Source organism: Streptosporangium subroseum, assembly GCF_900188345.1.
In the GTDB taxonomy this organism is placed as follows: domain Bacteria; phylum Actinomycetota; class Actinomycetes; order Streptosporangiales; family Streptosporangiaceae; genus Streptosporangium; species Streptosporangium subroseum.
The window spans coordinates 54,299-66,273 of record NZ_FZOD01000056.1 but is presented as its reverse complement, the minus strand read 5'-3'; the positions used below and the strand labels follow the sequence as shown (position 1 = coordinate 66,273).

General features: G+C 64.8%; 15 protein-coding genes. 7 read left to right on the top strand and 8 right to left on the bottom strand.

Annotated features, from left to right (window positions below):
• On the top strand, window positions 1–303 hold a 303-nt coding region (locus CHC08_RS36730), incomplete at its 5' end, for an integrase core domain-containing protein (protein ID WP_143653494.1).
• Between the two features lie 260 nt (window positions 304–563).
• Here the strand turns inward: CHC08_RS36730 and CHC08_RS48780 are convergent.
• Complete coding sequence (locus CHC08_RS48780; protein ID WP_143653493.1) at window positions 564–1,106, bottom strand: hypothetical protein; 543 nt, start codon at window positions 1,104–1,106, stop codon at window positions 564–566.
• A gap of 335 nt (window positions 1,107–1,441) precedes the next feature.
• On the opposite strand from CHC08_RS48780, the gene CHC08_RS36720 reads away from it, so the two are divergent.
• A complete protein-coding gene (locus CHC08_RS36720) occupies window positions 1,442–2,002 on the top strand; it encodes a hypothetical protein (RefSeq protein ID WP_089211990.1) in 561 nt (186 codons plus the stop codon).
• Between the two features lie 391 nt (window positions 2,003–2,393).
• Here CHC08_RS36720 and CHC08_RS36715 read toward each other — a convergent pair whose 3' ends face one another.
• A complete protein-coding gene (locus CHC08_RS36715; RefSeq protein ID WP_089211989.1) occupies window positions 2,394–3,344 on the bottom strand; it encodes an alpha/beta fold hydrolase in 951 nt (316 codons plus the stop codon).
• A gap of 89 nt (window positions 3,345–3,433) precedes the next feature.
• Here CHC08_RS36715 and CHC08_RS36710 point away from each other — a divergent pair, with 89 nt between their 5' ends.
• Window positions 3,434–4,024, top strand: a complete 591-nt coding sequence (locus CHC08_RS36710) for a TetR/AcrR family transcriptional regulator (RefSeq protein WP_089211988.1) — start codon at window positions 3,434–3,436, stop codon at window positions 4,022–4,024.
• A gap of 191 nt (window positions 4,025–4,215) precedes the next feature.
• Here the strand turns inward: CHC08_RS36710 and CHC08_RS36705 are convergent, their stop codons facing one another.
• The 3 genes from CHC08_RS36705 to CHC08_RS36695 form a co-directional block, all read right to left on the bottom strand.
• Window positions 4,216–4,659, bottom strand: a complete 444-nt coding sequence (locus tag CHC08_RS36705; protein WP_089211987.1) for an ester cyclase — start codon at window positions 4,657–4,659, stop codon at window positions 4,216–4,218.
• A 154-nt stretch (window positions 4,660–4,813) separates the two neighbouring features.
• Window positions 4,814–5,290 (bottom strand): alpha/beta fold hydrolase, encoded by a 477-nt coding sequence (locus CHC08_RS36700; protein WP_218825661.1) that lies wholly within the window; start codon window positions 5,288–5,290, stop codon window positions 4,814–4,816.
• Window positions 5,291–5,518: 228 nt separating this feature from the next.
• Window positions 5,519–6,421 (bottom strand): LysR family transcriptional regulator, encoded by a 903-nt coding sequence (locus tag CHC08_RS36695; RefSeq protein WP_089211986.1) that lies wholly within the window; start codon window positions 6,419–6,421, stop codon window positions 5,519–5,521.
• A gap of 167 nt (window positions 6,422–6,588) precedes the next feature.
• Between CHC08_RS36695 and CHC08_RS36690 the strand changes: the two genes are divergently transcribed.
• The gene (locus CHC08_RS36690; protein WP_179282422.1) at window positions 6,589–8,085 is read left to right on the top strand and encodes an MFS transporter; all 1,497 of its coding nucleotides are present in this window, start codon (window positions 6,589–6,591) and stop codon (window positions 8,083–8,085) included.
• Window positions 8,086–8,176: 91 nt separating this feature from the next.
• Here the strand turns inward: CHC08_RS36690 and CHC08_RS36685 are convergent, their stop codons facing one another.
• On the bottom strand, window positions 8,177–8,455 hold the full coding sequence (locus tag CHC08_RS36685) for a hypothetical protein (RefSeq protein ID WP_143653492.1): 279 nt from the start codon (window positions 8,453–8,455) through the stop codon (window positions 8,177–8,179).
• 246 nt (window positions 8,456–8,701) lie between these two features.
• Between CHC08_RS36685 and CHC08_RS48775 the strand changes: the two genes are divergently transcribed.
• Window positions 8,702–9,241 carry a DUF6461 domain-containing protein gene (locus tag CHC08_RS48775; protein ID WP_143653491.1) on the top strand — a complete coding sequence of 180 codons (540 nt, stop codon included), beginning with the start codon at window positions 8,702–8,704 and terminating at the stop codon, window positions 9,239–9,241.
• A gap of 320 nt (window positions 9,242–9,561) precedes the next feature.
• Here the strand turns inward: CHC08_RS48775 and CHC08_RS36675 are convergent, their stop codons facing one another.
• A complete protein-coding gene (locus CHC08_RS36675) occupies window positions 9,562–9,921 on the bottom strand; it encodes a tyrosine-type recombinase/integrase (protein ID WP_275937232.1) in 360 nt (119 codons plus the stop codon).
• Window positions 9,922–10,031: 110 nt separating this feature from the next.
• Between CHC08_RS36675 and CHC08_RS36670 the strand changes: the two genes are divergently transcribed.
• Window positions 10,032–10,556 (top strand): DUF6461 domain-containing protein, encoded by a 525-nt coding sequence (locus CHC08_RS36670; RefSeq protein WP_218825660.1) that lies wholly within the window; start codon window positions 10,032–10,034, stop codon window positions 10,554–10,556.
• A gap of 254 nt (window positions 10,557–10,810) precedes the next feature.
• On the opposite strand, the gene CHC08_RS36665 is transcribed toward CHC08_RS36670, so the two are convergent.
• Window positions 10,811–11,740 (bottom strand): tyrosine-type recombinase/integrase, encoded by a 930-nt coding sequence (locus CHC08_RS36665; RefSeq protein WP_420823602.1) that lies wholly within the window; start codon window positions 11,738–11,740, stop codon window positions 10,811–10,813.
• Between CHC08_RS36665 and CHC08_RS51965 the strand changes: the two genes are divergently transcribed.
• Entirely contained in the window at window positions 11,624–11,974 is a 351-nt protein-coding gene (locus CHC08_RS51965) for a hypothetical protein (protein WP_245878786.1), read from the top strand. The two genes, CHC08_RS36665 and CHC08_RS51965, sit on opposite strands and share 117 nt — an antisense overlap.
• The last annotated feature ends 1 nt before the right edge of the window (window position 11,975 follow it).

Here is an 11,975-nt window from a genome sequence, read left to right as displayed (position 1 = left end):
CGCTTCCAAGCAGCCTGCCGGCATTGGGGAGTGGTCCAGTCGATGGGCCGGGTCGGCTGCGCACTGGACAACGCCGCCGCCGAGTCGTTCAACTCCACCCTCAAGGTCGAATACGTGCACCGACACCGTTTCCGCACCCGGGCCGAGGCCCGGTTGAGGATCGCGACCTGGATCGCTGACTTCTACAACGCTCGCCGACGACACAGCGCCGCTGACGGGCTACCACCGATGGTCTACGAGCAGCAGATCATGACCGCTCGAATAGCCGCCAGGGCGAGGCTTCAGGAGGCCAGGGCCGCATAATCGAATCTCCACGCTTTCAGGGGATAGACACAGCAGAGGAGCTGACTGGCAGTCGCAAGTCCCAAAGGTAACTGGGACAGATCTACTAGAGAACACTCCGAGTCCGGGTGTCGTGCCCGTTGCGTGCCCGTCAGGAGGGTGATCAAGGGGGACTCACGGGGAATCACGGGTAGCCGAAGCACTCCCCCCGCAGGTCAGTGTTTCCCCAGCTCAGCGACCAGGTGCGATAGAGACTTCCCAAGCTGATAATGCAGATCGCTCTATTCCACGCCAGCTTGCCTAGATCGTTCAGAGTTCAGCCAGTATTGAAAGGTTGAACTCGTGGATTTGAGCACGGTGGGATCACGTGGCGGCTCAGGCCAGATCTGCAGGAAGTAGTGATCACCTATTTCGATCGCGACTTCTTCGTCCATACCTCTGACGTGGTATCGCAATCGATATGTTCCAGGACCGGCAGGCAGCGGAGGAAGAGTATGGGCCCTCCCCCCTCCCCACTCCTCCAGCGAAAGCCGACCCGATGGGGACTCGTAACTGATCTCGACGATGTCTTCGTAGCCATCGAGGTCGGCACCCGGATCCCGATCGGCGACAGCCACCGTGAACTTCACCGTTGCCCACTGAGGGCCCACGGTCAGGAGGGCACTGCCTTTCTCCACTCGGATGATTCCCACAGGAGGGCTTGGCGCGTTATCGAAATCGAACCCGCCCACACTGCGCCCCTCGTCCATGAGATAGGCCTGGTAGTAATGCACCTCCACGTCCAGATGCTTGACGTGCACGACAGGAGTTCCATCTCTGGTCATGGACGGGAAGCATAGGCTCCGCCACCGACAAGATCGGTTGCCAAAGGCAGCGCAACCGGGATGCCGCCAAGCGATGGACGACGAGCGAGTTTTCCGTGCCAGATGCGTGCCAGAACAGGCGGGGAACCGCGGTCACTCAGGGGGACTCACGGGGACTCGACCCGCTCTGACCTGCACCCCTGTTTTCCCAGCTCAGGATGCCAAGGTCAGTAGATGATTCCCAAGCTGACAGCGCGGGTTCGATTCCCGTCACCCGCTCCACTTCAGGAAAACGGCATCTTCCCGGCCGTATAACCCACATGCTCGGGATCATGCCCTGATGTCACACTGTCGCGGTGTCCCGAACCGACCTCAGCGATATCGAGTATCTACGTTACATCGAGCACCTGGCGCGCGAGATCGTCAACGCGGCAGACGACGAGGGATGGCTCACTCTCACCACCACCTCTGATGAGGCCACGCCACTTCGGCGAGCAGTGATCGAGACAGCCCGCCAACTCCGTCACCATCACTTCGAGGGGGACGGATGTCTCGACGAGGACCTTCCACTGATGAAACTCGCCGGGGCGGTCATCCTCCGGCCGCACGCCCTTCCCGTCGGCATGGAAGAGAGCTACACCGAGATCTGCGACCGCCTGGACGTTGAAGCCCGGTCCGGAGGGTGGGCGATCTGGAACACCTGGGCCAAAGACGGCCAGCCCATCTCGATCGTCCTGGTCGACTCCAGCAGCACCGAAGGACTGCTCACGAACTGGGCACAGGGCGTCGAGGTCTACCCGGTCGCCCCTCTCCCGGCTCAAGTGGTCCTGACACGGCAGGGATGGCTCACCCCCATGACCCTGTCCCCTGCCAGTGCCCGGAAATTGGAGGCGACTCGGCCCATCCGTACTCAGTGATCAAGAGATCTTCGGAAAGATCGAGCGACTCCACACCGTCGCTGCTGAGTCCGCCACCGAACCCAATCCAGAGCTTTGACCGTCAGGCCATTAGCGGGCCATTAACCAGGGTGACGAGGGGTCAACCACGGTCGCTCACGACCGGTCCGACACCCAGGCCAGCCGCCCTACGAGGCGTGATCGATGTACTTCCCAAGCTGACAGCGCGGGTTCGATTCCCGTCACCCGCTCCAAACGAAAAGGCCCAGGTCAGAGGATGATTCCTGACCAGGGCCTTGATTCTTTTTGGGGCTGTTGCTGACTCGCCTGCCAGATTCGTGCCAGATAAGTTGATCTTGGTTTCGGTGAGGGCGGATCATCGCGGTCGTGTTGGCGAACTCCCTGACACGCCCTACCCGACACGCGCGTGATCGATGAACGCGGTCAACGCGTCCACAGTTGCGTCGGGCTGCTCATCGGGAATGAAGTGCCCGGCTTCCGGGATGACGACACCGGTCACGTTCTCTGCCCAGGGGCTGATGGAGGCGGCCATGTCGGGGATCGAGCCGTGGGAGCTGGAGATTCCCAGGACCGGGATGGTCAAGTGCCCTCGTCCGGGAGCGAGAGCGTCCTGGTTTTTGCGCCCTGATTCCGCGGCGTCGCGGAAGTAGCCGAGAGACGCTCGGAGCCCTCCCTCGGCTGCGATGGAGGCGGCGTAGTGGTCGATATCGGCGCTGTCGAACGTGTTCGGGGACAGTGACTTGACCCTGAAGAACCAGTCCACGTAATCACGCTCGCGGCCGGTGATCAGCGTCTCGGGCAGTTTGGGCACCAGGTGGAATGCCAAGTGCCAGGTCTTCCAGGCCCGTTCGGGATCCGTTGGGATGGCGTCCGGGAGGGTGATTCCGGGAATGCCGGCGTCGAGCAGGGCGACGCCGTGCAGGCGGTCTTGGTACCTCAGGGCGAGCGAGAAGGCGACGCAGGCCCCGATGTCGTGGGCGACGAGCCAGTACTTCGGCACGTTGAGCGCGGTCACCGCGGCCTGGACGCGCGAAGCGAGGGTGTGAGTGTCGTAGCCCCCTTGGGGACGGTCGGAGTGGCCCTGTCCCGGCAGGTCGATCGCGATCACGTGGAAGCGCTCGGCAAGGCGCGGCATCGCCTTGTGCCAAGCCCACCAGGTCTGCGGGAATCCGGCGAGCAGCACGACGGTGGGGCCACTCGACCGACCGCCTTCCACGGCGTGAAGCCGGATTCCTTCCGCGTCGACCCAGCGGTGGGTGAAGCCCGCGAGGTCGCGCAGCGGCAGCCCGGGGACGTGGTTCTGGTCGGGAGAGCCGTTCGGGGCGATGGTGGTGTCGGTCATGCTCGAATCTAACACATCTTGGACTGTTCAGTTCAAGATAGGATGGGCAAGGCCACGATGGACTGGCTCAAGAACGGGGTGCATGCGGGATGGCCGGGAAGAAGCAGTTCGACGTGGACATCGTGCTCGACGCGGCGATGGTCCAGTTCTGGCGGGCCGGGTACGCCGACACCTCGCTCGACGACCTCTCCAGGGCGACCGGATTGAACCGAAGTTCCATCTACTCCTCGTTCGGTGACAAAGACTCGCTCTACCTGCGCTGCCTGAACCGCTACGCCGTCCGGTATGGAGACAGGTACGAGCAGGCGCTTTCCTCCGGTGCCGGGGAACCGCTGCGGGCGATACAGGCGTTTTTCGAGGTCACCCTCCAACGCATCGCCGACCCCGACGTGCCGGACGGATGTCTGGTCGCTCAGACCGCGATGGCGACACCAGTACTCAGCCCCGCTATCGCCACGCGTGCGATCGAAGCTGTGGGGCTTCAGCGCGCGCGGCTACGGACCGCCTTGAACACCGCGGAGTTGGCCGAGGGCGACGCCGAGAACTACGCCACTCACATCGTGGCGGTCAACCAGTCGCTGGCCGTGATGAGCAGGGCCCGGGCGAGCCAGAAGCAGCTCCGCACGATCGTCGACATCAGCATGAGCGCGCTCTCGCAGGCTTTGCACAGCCGGGGCTAGAGCCTGTCTCTTGGACCGTTCTCAGCGGCACACCCGGGTCAACGATCAAATGAACTGAAACGTGCGCCCTAGGTGTACTGACCATGGACGTTGGTGACAGCGGGGTGGGATCAGCGACACGCTGTTGATGGTCTTGAAATGGGTGAGGACCCTCTGGCGTGGTGCGCGGAACGGAATCGACCACGCCTGGCCTACGAGGAGGTGGCATCAAGATTCGTCAAGCCAAAACCGAGCTGGGTGTACAGCTCTAGCTGATCGAAGTATTCCCGATGAGTGGCGATCTTTTGGTTCTCCACAAAGGCAGAGCATGAGGCACGGAGGGTGATGGGGCGGCCGGTTCCTTCCAATTCGCGCCCGTCCGGCAGAAGGAAGCGTCCCGTGTGAGTACCGGTGACCGTCCATTCCGTGACCGCGGGGTTGTCGCAGTCGGAGACCTCGAACCACGCCGTCAGGTGATAGTCCGGGAAGCCCTTAAACATCTGCTCATAGAGCCAGGCGATCTGCTCATGTCCTTCTGCCATGCCTGCCGGTGAGACGTAGACGGCGTCCGGGTGGTAATAATCGAGCACTCGGTGCAGGTCGTGAGCATTGATCGCTTCGGTCAGACGGTGTTTGATGTCCCAGGAGGTAGCCATACCACGGACCTCCTTTGATGTTGGGGCCGCCGAGATGGCGATGCGGCGGCGCTGAGGGCGGATCGACGCTGGTCCGAGCATCGATCTCCTTAAACGCTATCCACTGGGCGGTCAGTCGCTGTTCACGATTGCGTCATGTGCGCCCCACCGAACGTCATGACCCTGGTAGGAGCGTTTCCTGGAACACCAGTTGCTGCACCCGGGGCCGGTGGAAGGCGGCGACGACGTAAGCGATGGCCGCGCCCCAGTCCTCGCCGGCGACGCGAAACTGGTCGAAGCCCAGGTGGGTGACCAGTTCGGCGACGTCACCGGCCATCGTGGCGGTGTCGTAGCCGGTCAGGGGGCGCTGGGAGCCGCCGAAGCCTCGGTTGTCGACCGCGATGACGGTGTAGTGCGGGGTCAGCAGTGGCACGACGTGGCGCCAGTCCGACATGGTCTTCGGCACGCCGTGCAGCAAGAACACCGGCTCGCCGGCGCCGCCGATCGCGTAGTGGATCTCCACGCCGTTGACCTTGGGCTTGCCGTGTGTGAGCCGGACTCCGGCGTGGTCAGTGAGGTTCATCTCGGCGAACTCCTTCTTCTCTTCGGCCGTGTAGGAGCCGACCGGGTGGTGGATCTTCCGGAGCGGCATTTCTGCATCCCCATCTTGTCCCCGTGGCCGCGGCGGCCGTTGGGCCGGCGTCCACGGTCGGCATGGAAGTTTCGCCCGGTACAACCGCGCCTCCGTTGCCGCCGATGTCGCCTGCGTCGCACCTGTCGCAGATGGAGTCCATCTGACGATCAGATGGTCGCGGCATGAGGGCACCGGCAGCCGCGCCACTTCCGAGGCGACAGGGCTGCGTTGGCTAACAGGCGCCGGTTAGCTGCCCGCGGGGTGGATGCGCAGCAGCTGATCGGCGAACCGCCGTGCTGCCGGACTGGTCTCGCCCACCGAGGGCAGGATCAGGCAGATGTGCCTTTCCAGGCGCACGCCCTCAACCGCGATGAGCCGCAGAACGCTATCTGGTGAGGTCAGCACCGGGTACTGCAGGCCGACTGGAGCGAAGCCGATACCGACGCCTGAGCTGACCAGCTCGAGGAATAGCTCCCAGTTGCCGACCTCACAGACGACGCGGCGCGGTATTCCTTCGCCGGCGAACGCGGCGTCACTCAACAGGCGAGCCGTCCACCCTGCGGGTACATCGACGAACCGCTCGTTGGCGAGTTGTCTGATGTTGACCTCAGCCTGCTCCGCCAGGCGGTGATCAGCACGGCAGACGAGGTGCAGCGGCTCTCGCGCCAGGCGAGTTATCCGGAGGCCCGGGACCTGGCTGACCGCGGGTCCGATCACGCAATCCAGTTCTCCCGTCTCGACCATCGAGATCATCGTCAACGCGGGCGCGTGCTGCAGGCGCAGGTCGATGCCGGGATGATCGCGAGTGAACTCGCCGAGATAGGAAGCGAACGGCACCAGATGCTGAGCGGAGCGCGAGACGCCGATGCGCAGTGTGCCGATGAGCACATCACGGGTGTGGTGTACGGCCTGTTCCGCCTGCTCAGCGCTGGTCAAGGTCCGGCGAGCCGGGCCCACCAAAGCCTCGCCGGCCGCGGTGAGTCGGACGGGCCTGGTTCCGCGGACGTAGAGGGGCGTACCGAGTTCGCGTTCGAGGGCCTGGAGCGAGTACGACAGGCCTGACTGCACGATGAGCTCGCGCTTGGCGGCGCGAGTGATGCTGCCTTCCTCGACCAACGCCAGGAAGTGACGTAGCTGTCTGAGTTCCATCGGCCACCGCCTCTAGGCCTGAATTGCAGCACATCTGGACAGTGTCATCTGTCAGGCAGATGCAGTGTATCTGTGCGCCCTGCCGCCGGACCGGCATCGGCGTTCTGCCGGGCGTGGTTGACACCGATGACCCAGCAAGGAACACAGTCAGGACAGGAGATCCGCCAATGGCAGACCACTCGATGAATGGCGCCGCGCCACTGCCCGCTGCGGGCGGCTCGCGGCGGGCCGTGTTTGTCATCTCGCTGATCTGCGCCGCCCAGTTTGTGCTGCAGCTGGACTTCAGCATTGTGAACGTGGCGCTGCCGTCGATCCAGTGGGAGCTGGGCATGCCCGCGGCGGCGTTGCAGTGGATCGTCACCGGGTACGCGCTGGCGTTCGGGTCGCTGCTGCTGGCGGGCGGCCGCCTGGCGGACCTGCTCGGCCGGCGGCAGATGCTGGCCATCGGCCTGGCCCTGTTCGGGATCGCGTCGCTGGCCTGCGGGCTCGCGCAGTGGCCGATCATGCTGATCATCGCCCGGATCGTGCAGGGCGCGGCCGGGGCGATGGTCTCCCCGGCCGCGCTGTCGCTGCTGACGACGACCAACACAGAAGGGGCGGCGCGCAACCGGGCGCTGGCGATCTGGCAGGCCACCACCGCGGCGGGCGCGACCGCCGGGATCGTGGCCGGCGGGCTGCTCACCCAGTACTTCGGCTGGCGGGCGGTGTTCCTGATCAACCCGCCGGTCATCGCCATCATATTCGCGCTGGTCCCGCGGCTGCCGGCCGGGAAGCGGTCCGGTGGCGGCGGCAGCGTCGATGTGCGCGGGGCGCTGCTGGTGACCACCGGCATCGCGGCGCTGATCTTCGGGCTCAGCAGCGGGCAGCAGCACGGCTTCGCCGCGCCCGCCACCATCATCGCTCTCGCCCTGGCGGTGCTGCTGACCACGGGCTTTGTGGTCGCCGAAAAGCGGTCGGCGGCTCCGATGCTGCCCCTGTCGATCCTGGCGGAGCCGGCCCGGCGGGCCGCGATCGCGGCGATGCTGCTGATCGGCGCGATCCTGGCCGGCTACGTGTACTTCGCGTCGCTGTACATGCAGAGGGTGCTGGGGTTCAGCCCGGTGGCGACCGGCCTGGCGCTGGCCCCGTCGACCGTGACCGTGGTGCTTCTCTCCACCTTCGGTACCCGCCGGCTGCTGGCCCGGTTCAGCATCAAGGCCGTGCTGCTGGCCGGGCTGGCCTGTATGGGCGCCGGACAGCTGTGGCTCGCGCAGATCACCGCCGGGGCCGGCTACCCGGCGGCGGTGCTGCCCGGCCTGGTACTGACCGCGGCCGGGGTCGGGCTGGCGCTGCCGACTGCGTCGATCGCGATCACCAGCGGGGTCCAGGCCAGCGACCAGGGACTGGCCGGGGCGCTGTTCACCACCAGCCAGCAGACCGGCGCCGCGGTCGGCCTCGCGATCCTCGCCGCCGCCGCCGCGGCCACCGCCGGCCATAGCGGCTCCCTGGTGGACGGCTACCGCCTGTCGTTCCTCATCGCGACCGGTCTCGCAGTCCTCGCCGCGATCATCGTCGCGCTCCAGCTCAGCTCGAAATCCCACCGCGTTGAACCCGGGCACCAGCAGGCTGGCCTCAGCGCACCGCCCCCCGCGCCGCCCGCCCCGGCGCAGCTCGGTAAGAGCTGACAGGTCCTACTGCGGGCTGACCGGAAGCGTTTACCTGGCGAGCTGTTCGCCGGGCCGGGGGCGCGTCATCGATTCGGGGTGCGACGCGGGTTCAGCTGTAGACGAGGGATCCGTCATCAAGGTCGGCGTTCGACACGCTTTCCACCGGCGCCTCCGACCCACGCGGCGGCGTGTACCAGATTCGCGGCGACTTCGCCGTCGGCTGGGGACTCAACAACACCCAGGACGGACTGTTTCCGATGGTGTGGAACGTCGCCACCGGCACACGCACCGCATACCCCATGGCCAACCTGAACTCGATTAGCAAGGACGGCACCACGGCCGGCCACGTCTCCAACGGCAGCACCCGCATCGGACTCATCGGCAGCATGCCCGGAGCCGAGGCCCAGCAAGCATGCGGCGTGCCCGTTGCGTGCCCGTACGGTCGGCAACCTGCGGGGACTCACGGTCACTCGACCCACATATGCCCAGGTCAGCGTTTTCCCAGCTCAGGCCACCTGGCGTTGAAAGACTTCCCAAGCTGATAGCTCAAGGACGGAACACAGCCAGAGCGGACAGTTGTCGGTCTCCTCTGCGAAGATCATCGTGGGTTTAATCCTTCAGGAAAGGCATGTTGATGAGCGGCGCAGCGGCAGGAGAGTACGAATGGCTCTATCAAGAGTTCACTGATGGTGCTGGCGATACCTGGCTCTGCGCCAGCTTCGTGCAAGGCCTACCCCCTCGCGAAGTTCTGCACCGAATCGACGTCGTTCCTGGAACCGTCGGCGATTTCGGAGTCGAAGCTTACGCGGCCGACGGAGGAACAGTTCTGATCGACTACGGATGGGGCACGTCGGGGGGCACGGCGCCAGGGTTACTGTCGTCGGGCACGACGATGGCCACGGTGTTTGCCAACATCAAGGGCGACGATTTCAGCCTCCTCATCGACGGGGATCCGATCACCGAATTCGGCTTGTACGGTTACTCCTATCGCTCCGGAGAGGTCCCCGAACATCTTCTCCCCGATCTTCACGAACTGGGCCTCGACCGTGATGACTTCACCGAGAACGCCGTCCCCGCGGCTCTCGCCTTCGCATCCCGCGCCACTGGTGTGCGTTTCTCACAGAGGAACTACGCCCGAGATGCCCTGACCGGTGCAAGCGACCACCTCCAATGACCTGTATCTATACCGCTGCCGTGTTTCCTCCTGTCGACGACCCGGCCTTGATCACGTGCCAGATGCGTGCCAGAACAGGCGGGAACCACGGTCACTCACGGGGAATCACGGGGACTCGACCCACCCTGACCTGCACTCCTGTTTTCCCAGCTCAGGGCAGCAAGGTCAGTAGATGATTCCCAAGCTGACAGCGCGGGTTCGATTCCCGTCACCCGCTCCACTTCTAAGGCCCAGGTCAGGGATGAACTCCCGACCCGGGCCTTAATCGCTTCTAGGGCTCTTTGATCTTCTCGTGCCATTAGCGTGCCATTAGCTCTCGATCAGCTCACCGGGACCGGCATCCCCGCCGAGCCGTCCTCCTCGTCGTCGCGCCCAATGATCTGCCGGTCGATCGCGTCCGTGATCGTTCTGTCGGCACCCCGCACGGCGTGCTGATAGATCATCGCGGCGCGCACATTGTCGTGACCCATCCGGGCCATCAGGTCTTTGAGCCCCGCGCCGGACTTGGCGGCGAGCATGTTGCCCGTGTGGCGGAGATCATGGAGGTGGAGACCGGGAAGACCCATCTCCTTGACCGCATCCACCCAGCGCGTGCGGGTGTTGAAGCCGCTGCGCCGCAGTGGGCCGCCCTTGGCACCGGGAAAGACGAGCGCGCCGGGCGGGACGACGGCGGACGAGATGATCAGGCAGGCGGCTTATGCGCGTCGCGCGTGATTGTCTAGGCTGGCGGCGATCTGGACGACTCAGGGGGGCGCGCATGGGTGGGGCGACAGCGGCAGACTACGCCTGGTTGAGCGAACGGTGGACCGATGGTGTCGGTACCACCGTCTTGTGCATCAACTTCGTCCGTGATCTATCCCCTGCGGACGCTCTGCGGCGGATCAAGGTCACCCCGGGTACTCTCGGCGAGTTCAGTGTCGCCGCATACGCCACTCAGGGCGGAACCGTCCTGGCCGACACCGGATGGACGACCAAGTACGTCAGCAACGTGGCCGAGCCGTTGTCATTGAGTACGGCCGTGGCCACGGTGTTCGCCGATGTCGAGGACTCGGACTTCACCTTCAGGCTGAACGAGCGGCTGATTACCACGTTCGGCTTGTACAGCTACCGCTACCGGGAGGGCGACGATCCCGATCGGCTCCTTGCGGATGTCCGTGACCTGGGCCTGTATGACGACGGCGACGGATACAGCGAGGACCCCATCGCCAGCGCTCTGGCTCTCGCCTCCCGCGCTACCGGCGTACACCTATCTCGCGCTCACTACGCCAGACCAGCCCTAACCGGTTCAACTGATCATCTGCAAGCCACCTGGTGAGTCCGGGGAGGGACGCCATGTTAGCTCCTGATCGTCGTGCCATTAGCGTGCCATTAACCCCGGCAACGAGGGGTCAACCACGGTCACTCGCGGCCATCCCGGCAGCCCCGCCGACCAGGCAACCCGAGGTGCGCTCCCCGTGAGCGCTGCAATTCCCAAGCTGACAGCGCGGGTTCGATTCCCGTCACCCGCTCCAAACGAAAAGGCCCAGGTCACGGATAACTTCCGAACCCGGGCCTTATTCTTTTCAAGACTCACTTCGATCTTCCGTGCCCGTTACGTGCCCAATCCCCTTGATCTTGGGCCTTTCTCAGCGCCTCGTCGGCCAGTCCGCCCATGCCATCGGCGATCATCTGGTCCCGCCCGTTCTCGGTATGCAGATAAATCAGCGCGGCCCGCGTGGTCGAGTGCCCCATCCGGTTCATCAGCTCCCGCAGCGTCGCACCCGACCGAGAAGCGAACTTGTTGCCCGTATGGCGAAGGTCGTGAAAGTGGACACCGGAGAGCTTCGCGTCCTTAAGCGCCCTGGTCCAGATCCGGGTGAAGGTGAACCGGCGCAACACGGCACCCTTCGCACCCAGGAAGACGAACGCCCCATCATGGTCATCGGTGTACTTGTCGAGATGCGCACGAAGCTCGGAGATCACCACCTCGGGCAGAGCCACCGTGCGCATACCCGCCGCGGACTTGGGCGGGCCGATGGTCACCGAGCTGTCCTTGAGTTCGGTGGTGGAGCTTGCGATCTTGACCGTCCGGGCGTCCAGGTCGAGGTTCCTCCGCTGGAGCGCCGCCAGCTCACCCCATCGCAGACTGCCGAAAGTCGCCAGGAGCACCAGCGCCCGGAAGCGTGGTTCGATCGCAGCGGCCAGTGTGAAGACCTGTTCCACGGTCAGCGTTGGCCGTTCGGGTGACTCCTCCTTGCCGCCGCTCTTGATCCGACACGGATTGGACTTGATCATCCGATCCTCCACCGCCGTGTTCATGATTGCCTTGAGCAGTCGGTACGCCTTGGCCACGGTGACCGGCCCGACCCCCGCATCCAGAAGCGTCTTGCGCCACTTGCGCACGTGAGCCGCCTTGATCTCACTCACGGCCAGGTTGCCGAAAGTCGGAACCAGGTGAAGGCGGAGAAGGCCCTCATAGAGCTGGACCGTCTTGGATCGCAGGCCGGGGCGCTCGTTCACCCAGTCGGAGCCGTACTTCTTGAAGGACACCTCGGCCACAGCGAACTCATGGGGTGGGCACATGAGATGTCTGCTTGGTTTGCCCTGGTCGAAGGCCGCTACGAAGACGTGGTCACCGCCGCCCGCATGGGCCAGGCCGCCGCCGGCAATCCAGTGCCATGGTCCAACTCACTCTGCAAGAGGCCCGCGGACTGGCTCGCATCGGTGACCGCCGCGAAGCCGACAAGGCCCTGAC